Source organism: Buttiauxella cochleicola, from assembly GCF_021283185.1.
In the GTDB taxonomy this organism is placed as follows: Bacteria; Pseudomonadota; Gammaproteobacteria; order Enterobacterales; family Enterobacteriaceae; genus Buttiauxella; species Buttiauxella massiliensis.
This window is the reverse complement of sequence record NZ_JAJSOS010000005.1, coordinates 306,887-326,325: the sequence shown is the minus strand read 5'-3', so window position 1 is coordinate 326,325 and position 19,439 is coordinate 306,887. Positions and strand designations below refer to the sequence as shown.

Genomic DNA, 19,439 nt, shown 5'->3' with positions numbered 1-19,439 from the left:
TCCCGGGTCACCTGAAGCATTTTTACAGCAACGCAGCGATGCTAAAACTCCCCTCGAGGCGTGAGCGTGAATATGCAAGGGAAGTGAGAGAAAAAAGGTCGAAATATCCCTTAAAAAACAATGCCGGCCACCTTAAGTGACCGGCATTAGGCCATTCGGCCCCTTTATTATTTCTTATTCTTTATTTCTTAGGATAAAGCTCTTTGCGGCGGTAAGGTTCTGTCTCCCCTTCCTTGCGCGTTTTAAGCAATTTCAGTATCCAGGTATATTGCTCGAGATTCGGCCCTACCAAAATTTCCACTTCTTCGTTCATACGCCGGGCAATGGTGTTGTCGTCTGCCTCAAGCAGGTCATCCATCGGCGGGCGAATATGAATATCCAGGCGATGCGTCTTGCTGTTATAAACAGGGAACAGCGGAACAACACGCGCACGCGATATTTTCATTAAGCGGCCAATCGCTGGTAATGTCGCTTTGTATGTCCCGAAGAAATCAACAAATTCACTGTGCTCGGCACCGTGGTCCTGGTCTGGCAGATAATATCCCCAATATCCCTGACGCACAGAGCTGATAAACGGCTTAATCCCGTCATTACGCGCATGCAGTCGACCACCAAAACGGCGACGTACGGTATTCCACATGTAATCAAATAGCGGGTTGCCCTGATTGTGGAACATCGCCGCCATTTTCTGCCCTTGAGACGCCAGTAGCATCGCAGGGATATCCACAGCCCAGCCGTGCGGTACGAGGAAGATGACATTTTCTTCGCGTTGCTTTAGCTCGTCGATAATCTCTTTACCGTGCCAGTCAACGCGCTGCATGACTTTTTGCGGATCTTTAATCGCAAGCTCCGCCATCATCACCATCGCTTGAGGGGCGGTGGCAAACATTTCATCAATAATAGCTTCGCGGTCAGCTTCCGGCATATCGGGGAAGCAATACAGCAGATTTATTTGTGCACGACGGCGCGCACTTTTACCCAGGCGCCCGGCAATACGCCCTACTTTGCCCAAAAGCGGATCCCGTAATGATGGCGGTAACATTGCAAGCCCTGCGAAAGCGCCAACGCCTAACCAGGCGCCCCAAAATTTCGGGTGCAAGAAGGCCTTTTGAAATTCAGGAATGAACTCACTGTGACTTTTTTTTGCTTTTTCCATGCATATTCTCAGTACAGCATCAAATCATTGATGACATGAATTTGTAAGTATCTTAGCGGGCTAATGCCCATCAGACAAAGAAAAAGCCGGCAACAAAGTACCGGCCTTTTTCATAACGATGGATTAATTGAAGCTAAGTTGCGGTGTGACTTCACGAACTTGTGCCAGATAATCGTTACGATCCGAGCCTGTCAGCCCTTCGGTACGAGGCAATTTCGCAGTTAATGGGTTTACCGCCTGCTGATTAACCCACACTTCATAATGCAAATGCGGCCCCGTAGAACGCCCGGTATTACCGGAGAGTGCGATACGGTCCCCACGTTTCACTTTCTGCCCAGGCTGAACCAACAGCTTTTTCAGGTGCATATAACGAGTGGTATATGTACGACCATGACGGATAGCGACAAAGTAACCTGCCGCACCACTGCGTTTGGCCATAACAACTTCACCATCACCGACCGCCAGCACCGGAGTACCTTGCGGCATCGCAAAATCTACACCTTTGTGCGGGGCCACACGCCCGGTTACCGGGTTGAGACGGCGCGGGTTAAAGTTTGACGAGATACGGAACTGTTTTGCAGTTGGGAAGCGCATAAAACCTTTCGCAAGCCCGGAACCGCTGCGATCGTAGAATTTGCCGTCTTCCGCACGAATGGCGTAGTAGTCTTTACCACTGCTGCGCAGGCGCACGCCCACCAATTGGCTTTGTTCACGTTTGCCATCGAGCATTTCGCGTGACATCAGCACAGAAAACTCATCGCCTTTCTTCAGTTTGCGGAAATCCATCTGCCACTGCATGGCTTTGATAACCGAGCTGATCTCAGCACTTGTCAATCCGGCATCTTTCGCACTACTCACAAAACTATTGCCAACCGTGCCTTTCAGCACATTGTTAACCCATTCGCCTTGCTGCATTTCGCTGCTGAGTTTGAAAGTACTGCCTGAGCGGTCGTATGTACGCGTTTCGCGGCGTGACATTTCCCATGTCAGACGTTGCAGTTCGCCATCGTCGTTTAACGTCCAGGAGATCTGTTGGCCGATTTTCAGGTTACGCAGGTCTTTATCTACCGTCGCAAGTTGGCTGATATCGCCCATGTCGATGCCATACTGATTCAGGATGCTACCGAGCGTATCCCCTGTCGACACGACATATTCATGAACACCCGTTTCACCGGCAGTTTTGTCGTCCAGTTCATCCTGCGGAATTGTGTCGTCTTCTGCGTCCGGAGACTGATCTAACGGTTCACTGGCTTCAGGGAGTAACGAGCGAATTTCGTTTTTCTCAAGCTCAATGGTTTTAATGACGGGGCTGGCTTCAGGATGATAGACGTACGGTCGCCAGACAGCGACCGCAAGTGTAAGAACTGTAAGAGACCCCAGCATAACGCGGTGGGGCCGGGACAAATTGTCGAATGCCAGGGCGACAGAGCGGGCTATCTGTTGCACGTATTCACTTCCTCACTAATCTCCTTTCAGGCAGCTCGCATATTGGTTCGCAAGCCCGTTCAAAAACTGCATATAGCTGTCTTTGCCGAGCTTAACCTCAATCCCCAGCGGGTCCAGCGTTCCGGAACGAACGTTAGTGCCACGGGCAACGGCATTGATTACGGCTGGCCTGAACTGCGGCTCAGCAAAAACGCACACGGCTTTTTGCTCAACCAACTGTGTTCTGATGTCATGTAAACGCTGCGCACCGGGTTGGATTTCAGGGTTCACGGTAAAATGGCCAAGTGGCGTTAGACCGTAATGTTTTTCAAAGTAGCCGTAGGCGTCGTGAAAAACGAAATACCCTTTTCCTTTGAGCGGTGCGAGCACGCTACCGACTTGCTTATCGATGTTGGCTAATCCTAACTCGAAAGTCTGCAAGTTGGCGTCTAGTTTGGCTCTATTTTGGGGCATAAGTTCCACTAATTTATCGTGGATTGCAACCGCTGACAGGCGCGCTACCTCTGGCGAAAGCCAGATATGCATGTTGTATTCACCATGATGGTGATCTTCGTCACTATTTTCGGCTGAATGGTCATGTCCTTCGTGACCATGTTCGTCATCGTCATCACCCTTCATCAGCAACGGTTTCACGCCAGGTAAAGCTGCAAGTTGCACTTGTTTTTGTTCAGCTAATTGCTTAACCGACTTCTGCATGAATGCCTCCATTTCAGGGCCAACCCACACAACTAAGTCCGCGCTTTGTAAGCGTTTTACATCAGATGGACGGAGTGCATAATCATGCTCTGAAGCACCATCTGGCAGCAAAACCTCGGTAGGCGTGACGCCGTCAGCGATCGCTGCGGCAATAAAACCTAATGGCTTGATAGAAGCAACCACAGCCGCGTAAGCCGGGACCGTTGCCGCCCCTAAAAAAGCAGTTGTTAAAGCTGCGCAAAGAAATGAGTTTTTATGTAACATAATGCGACTTTTCATCGTTATGAATGTGAGAAGTGTGATATTATAACATCCGCTAACTTCTGCAACCCCTGAAATTGTCATGACAAATCTGGTATCACTGGAAAATATTTCTGTTTCTTTCGGACAACGCCGTGTGCTGTCTGATATTTCACTCGATCTCAAGCCAGGGCGCATTTTGACGCTGCTTGGGCCAAATGGTGCAGGAAAATCAACGCTAGTTCGTGTGGTTCTTGGACTGGTAGCCCCTGATGAGGGAGTTATCAAGCGTGACCGCGACTTGCGAATTGGTTACGTACCGCAAAAATTACATCTGGATGCCACTCTGCCGCTAACCGTTAGCCGGTTTATGCGCTTGCGCCCAAGTGTGAAAAAATCCGATATCCTGCCCGCATTAAAACGCGTTCAGGCGGCGCACCTGATTGAAGCTCCGATGCAAAAACTCTCTGGCGGCGAGAATCAACGCGTTCTGCTGGCTCGTGCATTGTTAAATCAGCCGCAGTTATTGGTGCTTGATGAGCCGACCCAGGGTGTTGATGTTAACGGCCAACTGGCACTGTACAACCTGATTGATCAACTGCGTCAGGAACTGAATTGTGCAGTGATGATGGTTTCCCACGACCTGCATTTGGTGATGGCGAAAACCGATGATGTGCTATGCCTGAATCACCATATTTGCTGTTCAGGTACGCCCGAAGTGGTGTCGATGCATCCGGAATTTATTTCGATGTTTGGCGCGCGTGGCGCCGAGCAGTTAGGGATTTATCGCCACCATCATAACCACCGTCACGATCTTACCGGACGTATTGTTCTGCGCAGAGGGAATGGCAAGTCATGATTGAATTGTTGTTGCCCGGCTGGCTTGCCGGGATTTTGCTGGCGTGTGCTGCTGGCCCGCTCGGCTCTTTTGTTGTCTGGCGCCGGATGTCCTATTTTGGCGACACCCTCGCTCACGCATCTTTATTAGGCGTTGCTTTCGGCTTACTGCTCAATGTAAATCCATTTTATGCAGTGATTGCAGTGACTTTATTGCTGGCAATCGGGCTAGTGTGGCTCGAAAAGCGCCCTCACCTGGCACTGGATACTTTGCTTGGCATTATGGCGCACAGCGCGCTGTCGCTCGGTTTAGTAGTGGTGAGTTTAATGTCGAACGTGCGCGTCGATTTAATGGCGTATCTGTTTGGCGACCTGCTCTCAGTGACGATGCCCGATATTATTTCGATTGCGCTGGGTGTGGCGGTGGTGGTTGGCGTGTTGCTCTGGCAATGGCGCAATCTATTGTCGATGACTATCAGCCCGGATCTGGCTCATGTTGACGGGGTCAACCTGCAACGCGTGAAAATGCTGTTGATGCTGGTGACTGCACTGACGATTGGTGTGGCGATGAAATTTGTCGGTGCGTTGATTATCACTTCCCTGCTGATTATTCCCGCGGCAACAGCGCGTCGCTTTGCACGAACGCCGGAGCAAATGGCTGGTTTTGCGGTGATTATCGGCATGCTTTCAGTTACTGGCGGACTGACTTTCTCAGCGTTTTATGACACGCCTGCCGGGCCGTCAGTGGTGTTGAGTTCGGCAGTGTTGTTTGTGTTGAGTATGGCGAAAAAGCAAGCGGCTTAAATTGTGTTGGATGGCGCTTGCGCTTATCCAACCTACAAAACCGTAGGGCGGATAAGTGCAACGTCATCCGCCATTTTACTTAAACTACCGGCGGTACAATTCCAAAGTGAGTCCAGGCTCTTGGTGTTGCCATTCGACCGCGCGGAGTACGTTGCAAGAAGCCCTGTTGAATCAAGAACGGCTCCAGCACATCTTCGATGGTTTCTCGCTCTTCCCCAATCGCCGCCGCCAGGTTATCCAGCCCGACCGGGCCGCCAAGAAACTTGTCTATCACCGCCAGCAATAACTTGCGGTCCATATAGTCAAAACCTTCGGTATCGACATTCAGCATATCCAGCGCTTGCGATGCGATGTCACCATTAATAGTGCCATCATGGCGCACTTCCGAAAAATCACGCACGCGGCGCAGTAAGCGGTTAGCGATACGCGGCGTACCGCGCGCGCGCTTAGCTACTTCATATGCGCCCTCTTCGCTCATCTCCAGCCCCAACACAGTCGCGCTGCGGCCTACAATGTGCTGCAAATCGGAAACTCCGTAAAACTCCAGACGCTGCACAATACCGAATCGGTCACGCAGTGGCGAAGTCAGAGAACCGGCGCGTGTGGTTGCGCCAATCAGGGTAAAGGGTGGCAAATCAATTTTGATTGAGCGTGCGGCCGGGCCTTCACCAATCATGATATCGAGTTGGTAATCTTCCATTGCCGGGTACAGAACTTCTTCGACAACTGGCGAAAGACGGTGGATTTCATCAATAAACAAAACGTCATGGGGTTCGAGGTTGGTCAGCATGGCCGCCAAATCCCCGGCCTTTTCCAGCACCGGGCCGGAAGTGGTACGCAGATTCACACCCATTTCGTTGGCAACGATGTTCGCCAGCGTGGTTTTCCCCAATCCCGGCGGGCCGAAAATTAACAGATGATCGAGAGCATCACCGCGCAGTTTTGCCGCCTGGATGAAAATCTCCATTTGCGATGTCACCTGTGGCTGGCCGACATAATCCGCCAGGAAACGCGGGCGAATCGCGCGGTCAATTAACTCATCAGGGGTGATGGTGTCTGGCGATACCAGACGGTCTGCTTCAATCATCCTTCATCTACCTCAGGGGCTTTAAAGTGCTGCGCGGAGTGCTTCACGAATCAGGGTTTCACAATCGGCACCAGCCTTGCCAACTTTGCTGATCATGCGACTAGCTTCTTGTGGTTTATAGCCCAGCGATACCAACGCCGCAACGGCTTCCTGCTCGGCGTCGTCAGTGGCTCCGCTTTCCGGCGCAGTCAGCACCAGGTCTGATGCTGGAGTAAACAGGTCGCCATGCATGCCTTTGAAGCGGTCTTTCATTTCTACAATCAAACGCTCCGCGGTCTTTTTACCTACTCCCGGCAGTTTGACCAGAGAACCAATTTCTTCACGCTCAACAGCATTCACGAACTGTTGTGCAGACATACCTGAAAGGATTGCCAGCGCCAGTTTAGGGCCAACGCCATTCACTTTGATAAGCTCGCGGAACAGGGTACGTTCTTGTTTGTTATTAAAACCGTAGAGCAGTTGCGCGTCTTCACGCACTACAAACTGGGTAAACACCACAGCTTCTTTGCCGATTTCCGGTAATTCATAGAAGCAAGTCATTGGCATGTGTACTTCATATCCAACGCCGCCCACCTCCATCAATACCAGCGGTGGTTGCTTTTCCAGGATGATGCCTCTGAGTCGTCCAATCACACTGCTTCCCCTACGGTTGCGTAAAAAATTTTGCCTATCATATAAAAAAGGCTGGATAGATATCCAGCCCTATTTATTTTAAACGTCCTCGGGAGAGATTGAGTCGAGACTCACTCATCTGCATCGAGTTCTGCGTCACGTGGCAATGCGTGATGGCAATTGCCAGCGCATCCGCCGCATCCGCCTGCGGGTTGGCAGAGAGTTTCAGCAAAGTGCGCACCATATGCTGCACCTGGCTTTTCTCGGCACTTCCGATACCGACGACGGTCTGTTTGACCTGACGGGCCGCATACTCAAACACCGGCAAATCATGGTTTACCGCCGCAACAATCGCAGCGCCACGCGCCTGGCCGAGTTTCAGTGCGGAATCGGCGTTCTTCGCCATAAATACCGATTCGATGGCGAAATATTCTGGCTGGAACTGGGTGATGATTTCGCTCACCCCCGCGTAGATAAGCTTCAAACGCGAGGGTAAGTCGGTCACCTGAGTACGAATACAGCCGCTACCCAGATAGGTTAGCTGCCGGCCGGTCTGGCGAATAACGCCATAACCGGTAACGCGTGACCCCGGATCGATACCGAGAATAATCGCCATCACGCGTCTCCCTGGAAGGAAAATACCCTATAGATTTCAAGTCGCAGGAAGGCGGCTGCGCAGCAAACCCCCAAGAGCGTAGTCATGCTACGTGATTGGGGTGAGCGAGCAAAGCCAACGCATCTGCGAATTGAAAGATGACGGGTATCATTACAGCGTTGCCGCAACCTCGTCAGAGATCTCACCGTTGTGATAAACCTCTTGCACGTCATCGCAGTCTTCCAACATGTCGATAAGACGCATCAATTTCGGTGCAGTTTCTGCGTCCATATCGGCTTTGGTCGATGGGATCATAGAGATTTCGGCTTCGTCTGCTTTAAGACCTGCAGCTTCAAGCGCGTCACGTACTGCACCCATTTCTTCCCAGGCAGTGAACACGTCGATTGCGCCGTCGTCGTAAGAAACAACGTCTTCAGCACCCGCTTCCAGAGCAGCTTCCATCACGGTGTCTTCATCTTTGCCAGGAGCATAAGAGATAACGCCTTTTTTGGTGAACAGGTAGGCTACAGAGCCATCAGTTCCCAGGTTACCACCGCATTTGTTGAACGCGTGACGTACTTCAGCCACGGTACGGTTACGGTTATCACTCAGGCATTCAACCATGACAGCTGAACCACCAGGACCGTAACCTTCATAAATGATGGTTTCCATATTGGTGTCTTCGTCGCCACCCACACCACGTGCGATTGCACGGTTTAACGTGTCACGCGTCATGTTGTTGGATAACGCTTTATCAATCGCCGCACGCAGACGTGGGTTAGAACCCGGATCGCCGCCGCCAAGACGGGCTGCAGTTACCAGCTCACGGATAATTTTGGTGAAAATTTTACCGCGTTTGGAATCCTGCGCAGCTTTGCGGTGCTTTGTGTTGGCCCACTTACTATGACCTGCCATAAAAATATCTCCAAAATAGCTACCTGACGGCAGCATTAATTACAAACTCTTCAATCGCTTCCCGGTTGCTCCACGACTTGGTCATAGCAGCCGCAGCTTGTGCGTCGGTCCACTCCCAGGCCAGATGTTCCGAGATGGAAATCAGCCGTTCGTTTGGCAGCGCAAGACAGAACCAATATTCCGTGTTGCGCGTAATTCCCGGGGCATAGCGATGACGCAAATGTGTAAAAATCTCGAACTCAACACAGCGCTGGCAGTCAATCAAGGTCAGTTGCTCTGAGACAACATCGATATCGACCTCTTCCTTTACTTCACGCTGCGCGGCATACAGCGCGGTTTCACCCTCTTCAATGCTGCCGGTAACCGACTGCCAGAATTCAGGATCATCGCGCCGCTGTAACATGAGCACCCGTCCGGTGTCTTTCGCGAAAATCACTACCAGCACCGAAACGGGACGCTTAAAGGCCATTTATTCTTTCTCAGCCTTTTTAATCACTGCCACACCCAGTTCAGCCAACGCCTGTGGGTTGGCGAAGCTAGGTGCTTCGGTCATCAGACACGCTGCTGCAGTGGTTTTCGGGAACGCGATAACATCACGGATGTTGTCGGTGCCGGTCAACAGCATGGTCAGACGGTCAAGACCAAATGCCAGGCCTGCATGCGGTGGAGTACCGTATTTCAGGGCGTCGAGCAGGAAGCCAAACTTCTCGCGTTGATCTTCCTCGGTGATACCCAGAATGCCGAACACAGTCTGCTGCATCTGGCCGTTGTGGATACGCACGGAACCGCCGCCCACTTCGTAACCGTTGATAACCATATCGTATGCGTTCGCAACTGCTGCTTCCGGATCTGCCGCCAGTTGTTCTGGGGACATATCTTTCGGCGCGGTGAACGGGTGATGCATCGCGGTCAGGCCGCCTTCGCCGTTGTCTTCAAACATTGGGAAGTCGATAACCCACAGCGGCGCCCATGCTTTTTCATCGGTGATGCTCAGATCTTTACCGATTTTCAGACGCAGTGCGCCAAGCGCATCGGCAACCACTTTCTTGTTGTCTGCGCCGAAGAAGATCATGTCGCCATCTTGTGCACCGGAGCGGGCCAGAATAGCTTCAACGATTTCTGCGTTCAGGAATTTAGCTACCGGGCTGGTGATGCCTTCGATGCCTTTCGCACGTTCGTTCACTTTGATGTAAGCCAGCCCTTTCGCGCCGTAAATCTCAATGAACTTGCCGTAATCGTCAATCTGTTTACGGCTTAACTGTGCGCCACCTGGCACACGCAGTGCAGCAACGCGGCCTTTCGCATCATTTGCTGGGCCCGCGAACACTTTAAACTCAACGTCTTTGAGCAGGTCAGCAACATCCACCAGCTCCATTGGGTTACGCAAGTCTGGTTTATCAGAACCGTAACGACGCTCAGCTTCGGCGAAAGTCATGATTGGGAAGTCGCCCAGGTCGACGTTTTTCACGTCCAGCCACAGGTCACGAACCAACTTTTCCATCACTTCACGCACTTGCGGTGCGCTCATAAAGGAGGTTTCTACGTCGATCTGAGTAAATTCTGGCTGACGGTCAGCACGCAAATCTTCGTCACGGAAGCATTTAACGATTTGATAGTAGCGATCAAAACCAGACATCATCAGCAGCTGTTTGAACAACTGTGGGGATTGCGGCAGCGCGTAGAATTTACCTTTGTGAACACGGCTTGGCACCAGGTAGTCACGAGCACCTTCTGGTGTAGCTTTGGTCAGCATTGGGGTTTCGATATCAAGGAAACCGTGGTCGTCCATAAAGCGGCGCACAAAGCTGGTGATTTTCGCACGCGTCTTCAGGCGGTTTGCCATTTCAGGGCGGCGCAGATCCAGGTAGCGGAATTTCAGACGCGCTTCTTCGGTGTTGACGTGGTTGGAGTCCAGCGGCAGCGCTTCAGAACGGTTGATGATGTTCAGGTCGGTGGCGAAAACTTCTACCGCACCGGTTGCCATATCTTTGTTGATGTTTTTCTCATCACGCGGACGCACGGTGCCGGTGATCTGGATGCAGAACTCATTACGCAGTTCGGAAGCAAGCTGGAACGCATCCTGACGATCCGGGTCGAAAAACACCTGCACGATGCCTTCGCGATCGCGCATATCAATAAAGATAAGGCTACCGAGGTCACGACGACGATTGACCCAACCACACAGTGTTACTTGTTGTCCCACATGGGATTGATTGAGCTGCCCGCAATATACTGTACGCATGAGATATCCCTTAAATTAGCCGCTCACTGTCCAATACCTGCAACGGTGGCCACTATTTTTGTCTGTCAGATATAGTTGAAAAAAGGGGGCTATTATACTGGAAATATTGCCCCACGATAAGAACTGACTCGTCTCAAAACGCCTTGTTTAGCCTATTCTCACAAAAATTAACAAAATTTGTAAACGATCGCGTTCAGGTTCCATCGTAAGGTATTACGCGATAACCCCATTTTGACCCGGAGTCACCGAATGTTAGAACTGAATACTTCCAAAACCGCACTTGTCGTTATTGATTTGCAGGAAGGTATCCTGCCGTTTGCGGGTGGCCCGCACAGTGCACAGGATGTGGTGGCTCGTTCAGCCAGGCTGGCTGATAAATTCCGCGCTAATGGCGCCCCGGTGATTATGGTTCGCGTGGGCTGGTCAAAGGACTTTGCCGAAGCGCTCAAGCAACCGGTTGATGCACAAGCTGGCGCGCATACGCTGCCTGATAACTGGTGGATTTACCCGCAGGCGCTGGGTAAAAAAGACACTGATATTGAAGTAACTAAACGCCAGTGGGGCGCATTCTACGGCACCGATCTCGAGCTTCAACTGCGCCGCCGTGGTATCGACACTATTGTGCTGTGCGGGATTTCCACCAACATCGGCGTCGAATCCACCGCGCGTAACGCCTGGGAATTAGGCTTTAACCTAGTCATTGCCGAAGACGCGTGCAGTGCCACCAGCAGCGATCAACACCAGGGCAGCATGACAAATATCTTCCCGCGTATTGGCCGCGTTCGCAGCACTGAAGAGGTCATCGCAGCGCTGTGATTTATGTTGGCCTTCCACAATGGTCGCATCCAAAATGGGTGCGACTGGGCATTACTTCACTTGAAGATTACGCTCGCCATTTCAATTGCGTGGAAGGCAACACCACGCTGTACGCGCTTCCCAAAGCAGAAACGGTATTACGCTGGCGCGAAATGACCGACGATAATTTTCGTTTCTGCTTTAAATTCCCGGCGACGATTTCCCACAATGCGGCATTACGCCAGTGTGGCGATTTAACCGCCGAGTTTCTTGAGCGAATGTCACCGCTGGCAAATCGCATCGGGCAATACTGGCTCCAGCTTCCGGCTGCATTTGGGCCGTCAGATTTACCTGCTTTGTGGAATTTCCTCGATTCGTTACCGCAAGATTTCACCTACGGCGTGGAAGTTCGCCACCCTTCTTTCTTCGATAAAAGTGCCGATGAACAAGCGCTAAATCGCGGTCTGCATGAGCGCAATGTCAATCGCGTGATCCTTGATAGCCGCCCGGTTCACAGCGCCAAACCGCATAACGAAGCGATTCGTGAAGCTCAGCGCAAAAAACCAAAAGTGCCGGTTCATGCGCTTGTCACGGCAAATAACCCTTTGGTGCGTTTTATCGGCAGCGACGATATGCACCAAAACCAGCTTTTTTTTGATGTCTGGTTAAAAACGCTATCAAAATGGACGGAAAGCACCACCCCCTACCTGTTTTTGCACACCCCAGATATCGGCCTGGTTCAAGACCTGGTTCATACGCTATGGCCGGGTTTGCAACAGGCTTTTCCGGGATTGGGCAATGAACCGGCGATTCCAAAGCAAAACTCACTATTTTAGTAATAGCGACAGTTAACAGGTTGCACTGCTATCATAGGCGGTGCTGGAACTATCTCTAAAGGATGTGGGTATGGTAAGCGCGCTCTACGCCGTGTTGGGTGCTTTGTTGCTAATTAAGTTCTCGTTTGATGTTGTTCGTATGCGTTTGCAGTACCGCGTCTCATATGGTGACGGTGGTTTTAGCGAACTCCAGAGCGCAATTAGAATTCATGGTAATGCGGTGGAATATATTCCAGTCGCGTTGCTGCTTTTATTACTGATGGAAATGAACGGCGCAGAAACCTGGATGGTACATGTCTGCGGGCTGCTGCTCATTGCTGGTCGCCTGATGCATGCGTATGGTTTTCACCATCGCTTAATCCGCTGGCGTCGCTCCGGTATGAGTGCAACATGGAGCTCTTTAATCCTGATGGTGCTGGCTAATCTATGGTATATGCCATGGGAGTTGGTTTTCTCGCTGCATTAACGCAAAATATGCCCCTTTCGAATTTCCGGATTTAACGTTATGTCTGACCGCGATACGCTGTTTTCCGCCCCGATCGCCAAATTAGGTGACTGGACCTTTGATGAACGCGTGGCTGAAGTGTTCCCCGATATGATTCAACGATCGGTGCCTGGCTACTCCAACATCATTTCTATGATTGGTATGCTGGCGGAGCGCTTTGTGGCACCAGGTAGCCAGGTTTATGACCTTGGCTGTTCGCTTGGTGCGGCAACGTTATCCGTGCGTCGTAACATCCAGCATGACAACTGCAAAATTATCGCGGTAGATAACTCCCCTGCAATGGTCGAGCGCTGCCGACGCCATCTTGATGCGTTTAAAGCGCAAACCCCTGTCGATGTTATAGAAGGTGATATCCGCGATATCGTTATCGAAAATGCGTCGATGGTGGTGCTGAACTTCACCCTGCAATTTCTTGAACCCGATGACCGCAAACTGCTGCTGGAAAAAATCTACAAGGGTCTGAACCCGGGTGGCGCGTTAGTGCTGTCGGAAAAATTCAGTTTTGAAGATGGTGAAGTGGGTGAATTGCTGTTCAACATGCACCACGATTTTAAACGCGCGAACGGCTATAGCGAGCTGGAAATCAGCCAAAAACGCAGCATGCTGGAAAACGTCATGCTCACCGACTCTGTCGAAACACATAAAAAACGCCTCAAACAAGCCGGATTTGACCACGCAGAATTATGGTTCCAGTGCTTTAACTTTGGCTCTTTAGTTGCACTGAAATCAGGAACATCTGCATGATCGACTTTGGTAATTTTTATCAGCTTATTGCGAAAAGCCCGCTGGCTCCGTGGTTAGAAACCCTGCCTGCACAAATTGCTACCTGGCAGCGTGAGAACCTGCACGGCCAGTTCAAGCACTGGTACAACACTGTTGAATACCTGCCAGAACTGGCACCGTATCGCCTGGATTTATTGCACAGCGTCACCGCTGAGTCTGAAACGCCACTCAGCGATGGGCAGCGCCTGGGTATTGAAAAGTTACTGCGTAACCTGATGCCATGGCGCAAAGGGCCATATTCTCTGTATGGCGTAGACATCGATACCGAATGGCGTTCCGACCTGAAATGGGATCGCGTTTTACCGCATATTTCCCCACTTACCGGGCGCACCATTCTGGATGTCGGCTGCGGTAGCGGTTACCACCTGTGGCGGATGATTGGTGCGGGTGCACACCTCGCGGTGGGTATCGACCCAATGCAGTTGTTTGTTTGCCAGTTTGAAGCGGTACGCAAACTGCTGGGTAACGACCAACGTGCCCATGTGCTGCCACTGGGCATTGAGCAACTTCCTGAGCTAAATATTTTCGACACCGTGTTTTCGATGGGCGTGCTGTATCACCGCCGCTCACCGCTGGATCACCTTTATCAGCTTAAAAATCAGTTAGCTAAAGACGGTGAACTGGTGCTGGAAACGCTGGTTGTAGAAGGCGATGAGAATACAGTGTTGGTGCCGGGCGAGCGTTACGCGCAAATGCGCAACGTTTACTACATCCCATCTGCTCTGGCGTTGAAAAACTGGCTGGAGAAGTGTGGTTTTGTCGACGTGAAAATTGTCGATCATTGCTATACCACAAGCGAAGAGCAACGTCGTACTAGCTGGTTGACCACCGAATCACTGGCCGACTTCCTTGATCCGAACGATGCGAGCAAAACCATAGAAGGTTATCCAGCCCCACTGCGCGCCGTTCTGGTGGCCCGTAAGCCATAATTATTTAGGGCCACGGAATGTGGCCTTACTTATTTCGCCTCAAATCCAAGCGCCCGAATGACTTCTTGCATCGCACTACCCGTCAATTCAGAACGCTGAATCTTACTATTAGCTGACATGGCTCTGACAATACCCGCAATGACAACATGTTTGGGTTCCTGGCCAAGATCGCGCATCTCAAGCACCACCTTCCCAACAACACGACACATTTCATCGTAAAGCTCTTTATCTGTGATACTCATACCTTCCTCCATTGTTTAGAGGGAGCCTAACACGTTTAAATCATTAAAATAAAAAAAGCCCCAGCAAAACGCCGGGGCCTGGTACGAGCAACATCACATGGGCGACATGATGCGCGGTTAAAATCTTTAAGTGTCAGGCTGCAGTCTTCCCTGCAACCAACACGGCTTTCATTGCTGCCACTACATCACCATCAACGCAGTAACGATTAAACTCATCGGCTTCCGCATCGGCACTCATCGACACACCCGCTTTACGGTAACGCATCGGTGATGGCACGGTCTGCCCGGCTGAACTGTGCATTTCCTCAATGCCTTGATCGACAAACTTTTTCAAGTTGCTCAATCGCACGCCAGCACCGGCCATAATGATTGGAGCACGGGAATGCTGTTTTAGTTCCCTAAGTAATGAAAGTCCTAATTCCGCATTCTGCTGTTGGCCGGAAGTCAGGATACGCGCCACGCCTAAATCGGTGAGTTGTTCCAACGCCTGGTGGGGGTTATGGCACATATCAAACGCCCGGTGGAAAGTCACCGCCATCCCTTTAGCCTGCTCCATAACTCGCTTCATGCGAGGTACATCAACATGCCCTTCCCCGTCTAACATACCGATTACCAGTCCCGGATAACCGAGCTCGCGGACGAAAGCGATATCTTCAAGCATGGTTTCGAACTCGGCATCGGTGTAACAAAAATCACCGCCGCGCGGGCGGATAATTGGATGCACAGGTATCGAAACTCGTTCTTTCACTTTACGCAGCACTCCGGCGGAAGGGGTCAAACCACCCTCTTTGGGGGCTGAACATAATTCAAGCCTGTCCGCTCCGGCAAGTTGCGCTGTGACCGCACAGTCAATTCCGTAACAACATATCTCAAGCAAAGGCATTGATTACTCCTTAAAAATCTTTAGCCTGGCGGTTGTGTCATGGGTTCAGAATGATAATCTGAAAATCACGATCCCAAAAAGGTAATAGCTAATCATGATGGCATTCAATTTTGATGAAGGCATCGACCGCCGTCACAGCGACAGTTCGAAGTGGAATAAATATGGTGATGAAGTGTTACCTATGTGGGTGGCAGATATGGATTTTCGCTCACCACCTTGTATTCTCGAAGCCCTTCATAAACGCGTAGATCACGGCATTTTTGGTTACGGTAACCGGCCGCAAGAATTAGTTGATGTTGTCGTTGAAAGAATGTCCAGCCGCTACCAGTGGCAGATTAAACCAGAGTGGATCGTCTTTTTACCTGGCATTGTCGCGGGCCTTAATTTGAGTGTTCGTGCCTTTACAGCCCCCGATGAAATTACCATTGCGCCAACACCGATTTATCCTCCATTCCGAAAGTCATCTGCATTTGCCAATCGTTCACAACTCAACGCGCCACTGCGCCTTGAAAATGGCCGCTGGGTTATGGATTTGCAGGCACTGGAATCTCAGCTAACCGGAAAAGAAAAATTGCTGATGTTGTGCAACCCGCAAAATCCAGGCGGCACCATCTATACTCGTGAGGAGTTACAGCAGCACCTGGCATTTGCCCAACGCCACAACATGATTGTCTGTTCTGATGAAATTCATTGTGATTTGCTGCTTGATCAAGGTGCGAAACACATCCCTTTCGCCACACTGAGCCACGACGCAGAACAGCGTTCTATCACGCTACTTTCACCGTCCAAAACTTTCAATATTGCCGGGCTTGGCGCATCACTTGCGATTATCCCTGACCCGCAATTGCGTAAGCAATTTAATACGGTTCGCGATGGGATTGTACCGAGTGTGGATGTGCTGGCGCTGACGGCCGCCACCGCAGCGTGGCGCGATGGTGAACCGTGGTTGCAAGAGTTACTGCCCTATCTGCGTCGAAATCGCGACACTTTGGTGAGTGCCGTGAATAATATGCCTGGCCTTACGATGGCATCGCCACCCGCCACTTATCTCGGATGGGTGGATGCAAGCACTCTGCCGGTAGAAAATCCGACGCTATTCTTCCAGAAAGCGGGGCTGGGTTTCTCGCCAGGGGCTGATTTTGGGGAAGCGAAATTCGTGCGAATTAACTTTGGCTGCACCTCAGCAACGCTTAATGAAGCCATTAAACGCATGGAAGCAGCCGTGAAATCAGTCTGCTAGTTCGCTGGCAACGATCTCTTCAATACTCCAGGGATGGAATTTGATGGTGACTTTGCCGTCGGTCACTGCAAGCGTTGGGTTTGGCAAGCGCTCGCGCTCGCCTTTTGGCGAACTGGTTTTCACTGAAATTCCGGTCTGGCGTAAACCCGCGTCAGACATTAAATCCAGCGCTCGTGCATTCAGCGTTTCAGGCTCTCCCGGCAGCACAATTTCTACATGCTCCCAACCTTCATGCGGATAGCGTTTTTCACCCGGCCACGGCAGTTCAACCACACTAAATTTCCAGTGTGCCACGCAAACGGGTTCGTCTAATTTGAACAGGCAAATTGGGCGGTCATTAATGATATTTTCCGACAGCAGTGTGCCGCACTTTTCCAGGCCTGCACGCCAGCGTTCCGCCGTCGTATTCTGATGGCAACGCAGAGAAATGTGATCGGCGTCGAGTGGCGCGATTTCAAGATCAAGCCGCGCGGCAAGTTCTGTTAACGCTTGTGTAAATCGCGGGAGATCCGCTGAAATATCATTCAGTTCTGCAATTGTCTGCCAGTTGGCCATCACCCTATCCTCTCAAGTCACCAATGCGGGCTAATCTACCAATTTAGGCAGATATCACCAACACCCTAAAGGTGGCTATATTTCTGAATGGTTATTCACTATACCGTTGATATTAGTCCAGGGCGCACCGGGCAAGGCTTTTGCTGACTAAGGGGGATAAATACAGTTATACTTACGCCCTAATTTTATCCCCAATGATACGGCTGCTGTAAAAGTCACGGCAGCCCTTAGCAAAAAGTAAGGTATCCCGGTGAATATTCAGGCTCTTCTCTCAGATAAAGTCAGTCAGGCACTGATTGCCGCAGGTGCACCTGCGGATTGCGAACCGCAGGTTCGTCAGTCAGCAAAAGTTCAGTTCGGCGACTATCAGGCCAATGGCGTGATGTCAGTTGCAAAATCACTGGGCAAGCCACCACGACAAGTCGCAGAGTTGGTCATTGCCAATCTGGATTTGACCGGAATTGCCAGCAAAGTTGAAATCGCCGGCCCAGGCTTTATCAACATTTTCCTCGACCCAGCATTCCTGGCAAAAAATGTCGATGAAGCTGTTGCTTCTGACCGCGTTGGCGTGAATACCGTTGCGCCGCAAACCATCGTGGTCGACTATTCCGCACCAAACGTAGCGAAAGAGATGCACGTGGGTCATATCCGCTCCACTATCATTGGTGATGCTGCGGTGCGTACGCTGGAATTCCTCGGCCATAAAGTTATCCGCGCCAACCACGTGGGTGACTGGGGCACGCAGTTCGGGATGCTGATCGCCTGGCTTGAAAAGCAGCAGCAAGAAAACGCAGGTGAGATGGCGCTGGCCGACCTGGAAGAGTTCTATCGTGCAGCCAAGAAACACTACGATGAAGACGCAGAATTTGCGGAACGTGCTCGCGCATACGTCGTAAAACTGCAAGGCGGCGACGAATACTGCCGTGAAATGTGGCGTAAGCTGGTCGATATCACCATGACACAGAATCAGCAAACCTACGATCGCCTTAACGTGACGCTGACCCGTGATGATGTAATGGGTGAAAGTCTTTATAACCCAATGCTGCCGGGCATCGTGGCTGATCTTAAGGCGAAAGGTCTTGCGGTCGAGAGCGAAGGCGCAACCGTGGTTTACCTGGATGAGTTCAAGAACAAAGACGGCGACCCAATGGGCGTTATCATCCAGAAAAAAGATGGCGGCTATCTCTACACCACCACCGATATTGCCTGTGCGAAATATCGCTATGAAACCCTGCATGCAGACCGCGTGCTTTACTTTATCGACTCCCGCCAGCATCAGCACCTGATGCAAGCATGGACCATCGTGCGTAAAGCCGGTTACGTTCCAGAATCTGTCACCCTGGAACACCAGATGTTCGGCATGATGCTGGGCAAAGACGGCAAGCCGTTCAAAACCCGTTCTGGCGGCACGGTAAAACTGACCGATCTGCTCGACGAAGCCATGGAACGTGCGCGTAATCTGGTGGCAGAGAAAAACCCGAACATGCCTGCGGATGAACTGGAAGCGTTAGCGAAATCCGTCGGTATTGGCGCAGTGAAATACGCCGACCTGTCGAAAAGCCGTACCACCGATTACATCTTTGACTGGGACAACATGTTGGCCTTCGAAGGCAACACCGCGCCCTATATGCAATATGCGTACACTCGCGTGCTGTCTGTGTTCCGCAAAGCTGAGATTGATGAAGCTGAGCTGCTCAAAGCGCCGGTAGTGATTCGTGAAGACCGCGAAGCACAGTTAGCTGCACGCCTGCTGCAATTTGAAGAAACGCTGAATGTGGTTGCGCGTGATGGCACACCGCACGTGATGTGTACTTACTTGTACGACGTGGCAGGCTTGTTCTCTGGCTTCTACGAGCACTGCCCAATTCTGGCCGCCGACTCGGAAGAAGCGCGTAACAGCCGCCTGAAACTGGCTCTGTTAACCGCGAAAACGCTGAAGCTTGGTCTGGATACCCTGGGTATCGAAACCGTAGAACGTATGTAAGTTCCTAATTTCAGTACCCTAAATAATTCGAGTTGCAGGAAGGCGGCAATTGAGAGA

21 protein-coding genes and 1 pseudogene are annotated in these 19,439 nt (G+C 51.2%); 10 read left to right on the top strand and 12 right to left on the bottom strand.

Features of this window, described 5'->3' with window-relative positions:
• A pseudogene (locus tag LVQ76_RS10310) lies at positions 1-140 on the top strand (IS4 family transposase); the annotation flags it as partial.
• Positions 141-181: 41 nt separating this feature from the next.
• On the opposite strand, the gene lpxM reads toward LVQ76_RS10310, so the two are convergent.
• The 3 genes from lpxM to znuA all read right to left on the bottom strand — a co-directional run bounded on the left by lpxM (position 182) and on the right by znuA (position 3,562).
• Complete coding sequence (gene lpxM, locus LVQ76_RS10305; protein ID WP_232864820.1) at positions 182-1,156, bottom strand: lauroyl-Kdo(2)-lipid IV(A) myristoyltransferase; 975 nt, start codon at positions 1,154-1,156, stop codon at positions 182-184.
• A gap of 123 nt (positions 1,157-1,279) precedes the next feature.
• On the bottom strand, positions 1,280-2,602 hold the full coding sequence (mepM, locus tag LVQ76_RS10300; protein ID WP_074391971.1) for a murein DD-endopeptidase MepM: 1,323 nt from the start codon (positions 2,600-2,602) through the stop codon (positions 1,280-1,282).
• Positions 2,603-2,617: 15 nt separating this feature from the next.
• The gene (gene znuA / locus LVQ76_RS10295; RefSeq protein WP_232921570.1) at positions 2,618-3,562 is read right to left on the bottom strand and encodes a zinc ABC transporter substrate-binding protein ZnuA; all 945 of its coding nucleotides are present in this window, start codon (positions 3,560-3,562) and stop codon (positions 2,618-2,620) included.
• A 79-nt stretch (positions 3,563-3,641) separates the two neighbouring features.
• On the opposite strand from znuA, the gene znuC reads away from it, so the two are divergent.
• On the top strand, positions 3,642-4,397 hold the full coding sequence (gene znuC / locus LVQ76_RS10290; RefSeq protein ID WP_232921569.1) for a zinc ABC transporter ATP-binding protein ZnuC: 756 nt from the start codon (positions 3,642-3,644) through the stop codon (positions 4,395-4,397).
• On the top strand, positions 4,394-5,179 hold the full coding sequence (znuB, locus tag LVQ76_RS10285; protein WP_120065403.1) for a zinc ABC transporter permease subunit ZnuB: 786 nt from the start codon (positions 4,394-4,396) through the stop codon (positions 5,177-5,179). Before znuC ends, znuB begins: the two co-directional genes overlap by 4 nt.
• A gap of 79 nt (positions 5,180-5,258) precedes the next feature.
• On the opposite strand, the gene ruvB is transcribed toward znuB, so the two are convergent.
• The 6 genes from ruvB to aspS all read right to left on the bottom strand — a co-directional run bounded on the left by ruvB (position 5,259) and on the right by aspS (position 10,630).
• Complete coding sequence (gene ruvB, locus LVQ76_RS10280) at positions 5,259-6,266, bottom strand: Holliday junction branch migration DNA helicase RuvB (RefSeq protein ID WP_232921568.1); 1,008 nt, start codon at positions 6,264-6,266, stop codon at positions 5,259-5,261.
• 21 nt (positions 6,267-6,287) lie between these two features.
• The gene (gene ruvA / locus LVQ76_RS10275) at positions 6,288-6,899 is read right to left on the bottom strand and encodes a Holliday junction branch migration protein RuvA (RefSeq protein ID WP_232864815.1); all 612 of its coding nucleotides are present in this window, start codon (positions 6,897-6,899) and stop codon (positions 6,288-6,290) included.
• A 73-nt stretch (positions 6,900-6,972) separates the two neighbouring features.
• The gene (gene ruvC, locus LVQ76_RS10270) at positions 6,973-7,494 is read right to left on the bottom strand and encodes a crossover junction endodeoxyribonuclease RuvC (protein WP_232864814.1); all 522 of its coding nucleotides are present in this window, start codon (positions 7,492-7,494) and stop codon (positions 6,973-6,975) included.
• Positions 7,495-7,644: 150 nt separating this feature from the next.
• Complete coding sequence (locus LVQ76_RS10265; protein WP_034496310.1) at positions 7,645-8,388, bottom strand: YebC/PmpR family DNA-binding transcriptional regulator; 744 nt, start codon at positions 8,386-8,388, stop codon at positions 7,645-7,647.
• A gap of 19 nt (positions 8,389-8,407) precedes the next feature.
• Complete coding sequence (nudB, locus tag LVQ76_RS10260) at positions 8,408-8,857, bottom strand: dihydroneopterin triphosphate diphosphatase (RefSeq protein ID WP_232905263.1); 450 nt, start codon at positions 8,855-8,857, stop codon at positions 8,408-8,410.
• Positions 8,858-10,630 (bottom strand): aspartate--tRNA ligase, encoded by a 1,773-nt coding sequence (gene aspS, locus LVQ76_RS10255; protein ID WP_232921567.1) that lies wholly within the window; start codon positions 10,628-10,630, stop codon positions 8,858-8,860. It abuts the gene before it with no gap.
• Between the two features lie 249 nt (positions 10,631-10,879).
• Between aspS and LVQ76_RS10250 the strand changes: the two genes are divergently transcribed.
• From LVQ76_RS10250 to cmoB, 5 genes are all read left to right on the top strand, one after another.
• Positions 10,880-11,446, top strand: a complete 567-nt coding sequence (locus LVQ76_RS10250) for a hydrolase (RefSeq protein ID WP_232921566.1) — start codon at positions 10,880-10,882, stop codon at positions 11,444-11,446.
• Positions 11,443-12,261: a DUF72 domain-containing protein gene (locus LVQ76_RS10245; protein WP_232921565.1), complete on the top strand. Its 819-nt coding sequence runs from the start codon at positions 11,443-11,445 to the stop codon at positions 12,259-12,261. The genes LVQ76_RS10250 and LVQ76_RS10245 overlap by 4 nt, the downstream gene beginning before the upstream one ends.
• Before the next feature lie 70 nt (positions 12,262-12,331).
• Positions 12,332-12,727 (top strand): MAPEG family protein, encoded by a 396-nt coding sequence (locus LVQ76_RS10240; RefSeq protein WP_064511949.1) that lies wholly within the window; start codon positions 12,332-12,334, stop codon positions 12,725-12,727.
• A 39-nt stretch (positions 12,728-12,766) separates the two neighbouring features.
• Positions 12,767-13,510 carry a carboxy-S-adenosyl-L-methionine synthase CmoA gene (cmoA, locus tag LVQ76_RS10235; RefSeq protein WP_151994630.1) on the top strand — a complete coding sequence of 248 codons (744 nt, stop codon included), beginning with the start codon at positions 12,767-12,769 and terminating at the stop codon, positions 13,508-13,510.
• Positions 13,507-14,478: a tRNA 5-methoxyuridine(34)/uridine 5-oxyacetic acid(34) synthase CmoB gene (gene cmoB / locus LVQ76_RS10230; protein ID WP_232921564.1), complete on the top strand. Its 972-nt coding sequence runs from the start codon at positions 13,507-13,509 to the stop codon at positions 14,476-14,478. Before cmoA ends, cmoB begins: the two co-directional genes overlap by 4 nt.
• 29 nt (positions 14,479-14,507) lie before the next feature.
• Here the strand turns inward: cmoB and fumD are convergent, their stop codons facing one another.
• Entirely contained in the window at positions 14,508-14,720 is a 213-nt protein-coding gene (gene fumD, locus LVQ76_RS10225) for a fumarate hydratase FumD (protein WP_232921563.1), read from the bottom strand.
• 133 nt (positions 14,721-14,853) lie between these two features.
• Positions 14,854-15,603: a copper homeostasis protein CutC gene (gene cutC, locus LVQ76_RS10220; RefSeq protein ID WP_232921562.1), complete on the bottom strand. Its 750-nt coding sequence runs from the start codon at positions 15,601-15,603 to the stop codon at positions 14,854-14,856.
• Positions 15,604-15,700: 97 nt separating this feature from the next.
• On the opposite strand from cutC, the gene LVQ76_RS10215 reads away from it, so the two are divergent.
• Positions 15,701-16,843, top strand: a complete 1,143-nt coding sequence (locus LVQ76_RS10215; RefSeq protein WP_232921579.1) for a MalY/PatB family protein — start codon at positions 15,701-15,703, stop codon at positions 16,841-16,843.
• Here LVQ76_RS10215 and LVQ76_RS10210 read toward each other — a convergent pair.
• The gene (locus LVQ76_RS10210; RefSeq protein ID WP_232921561.1) at positions 16,832-17,398 is read right to left on the bottom strand and encodes a VOC family protein; all 567 of its coding nucleotides are present in this window, start codon (positions 17,396-17,398) and stop codon (positions 16,832-16,834) included. The genes LVQ76_RS10215 and LVQ76_RS10210 overlap by 12 nt on opposite strands.
• 250 nt (positions 17,399-17,648) lie before the next feature.
• Between LVQ76_RS10210 and argS the strand changes: the two genes are divergently transcribed.
• The gene (gene argS / locus LVQ76_RS10205; protein WP_232921560.1) at positions 17,649-19,382 is read left to right on the top strand and encodes an arginine--tRNA ligase; all 1,734 of its coding nucleotides are present in this window, start codon (positions 17,649-17,651) and stop codon (positions 19,380-19,382) included.
• The last annotated feature ends 57 nt before the right edge of the window (positions 19,383-19,439 follow it).

Excerpts from the sequence above, each read along its gene's own strand:
- lpxM (WP_232864820.1), bottom strand. The coding sequence starts at position 1,156 with ATGGAAAAAGCAAAAAAAAGTCACAGTGAGTTCATTCCTGAATTTCAA.
- znuA (WP_232921570.1), bottom strand. The coding sequence starts at position 3,562 with ATGTTACATAAAAACTCATTTCTTTGCGCAGCTTTAACAACTGCTTTT.
- znuC (WP_232921569.1), top strand. The coding sequence starts at position 3,642 with ATGACAAATCTGGTATCACTGGAAAATATTTCTGTTTCTTTCGGACAA.
- znuB (WP_120065403.1), top strand. The coding sequence starts at position 4,394 with ATGATTGAATTGTTGTTGCCCGGCTGGCTTGCCGGGATTTTGCTGGCG.
- ruvB (WP_232921568.1), bottom strand. The coding sequence starts at position 6,266 with ATGATTGAAGCAGACCGTCTGGTATCGCCAGACACCATCACCCCTGAT.
- ruvC (WP_232864814.1), bottom strand. The coding sequence starts at position 7,494 with ATGGCGATTATTCTCGGTATCGATCCGGGGTCACGCGTTACCGGTTAT.
- LVQ76_RS10265 (WP_034496310.1), bottom strand. The coding sequence starts at position 8,388 with ATGGCAGGTCATAGTAAGTGGGCCAACACAAAGCACCGCAAAGCTGCG.
- nudB (WP_232905263.1), bottom strand. The coding sequence starts at position 8,857 with ATGGCCTTTAAGCGTCCCGTTTCGGTGCTGGTAGTGATTTTCGCGAAA.
- aspS (WP_232921567.1), bottom strand. The coding sequence starts at position 10,630 with ATGCGTACAGTATATTGCGGGCAGCTCAATCAATCCCATGTGGGACAA.
- LVQ76_RS10250 (WP_232921566.1), top strand. The coding sequence starts at position 10,880 with ATGTTAGAACTGAATACTTCCAAAACCGCACTTGTCGTTATTGATTTG.
- LVQ76_RS10240 (WP_064511949.1), top strand. The coding sequence starts at position 12,332 with ATGGTAAGCGCGCTCTACGCCGTGTTGGGTGCTTTGTTGCTAATTAAG.
- cmoA (WP_151994630.1), top strand. The coding sequence starts at position 12,767 with ATGTCTGACCGCGATACGCTGTTTTCCGCCCCGATCGCCAAATTAGGT.
- cmoB (WP_232921564.1), top strand. The coding sequence starts at position 13,507 with ATGATCGACTTTGGTAATTTTTATCAGCTTATTGCGAAAAGCCCGCTG.
- fumD (WP_232921563.1), bottom strand. The coding sequence starts at position 14,720 with ATGAGTATCACAGATAAAGAGCTTTACGATGAAATGTGTCGTGTTGTT.
- cutC (WP_232921562.1), bottom strand. The coding sequence starts at position 15,603 with ATGCCTTTGCTTGAGATATGTTGTTACGGAATTGACTGTGCGGTCACA.
- LVQ76_RS10215 (WP_232921579.1), top strand. The coding sequence starts at position 15,701 with ATGGCATTCAATTTTGATGAAGGCATCGACCGCCGTCACAGCGACAGT.
- LVQ76_RS10210 (WP_232921561.1), bottom strand. The coding sequence starts at position 17,398 with ATGGCCAACTGGCAGACAATTGCAGAACTGAATGATATTTCAGCGGAT.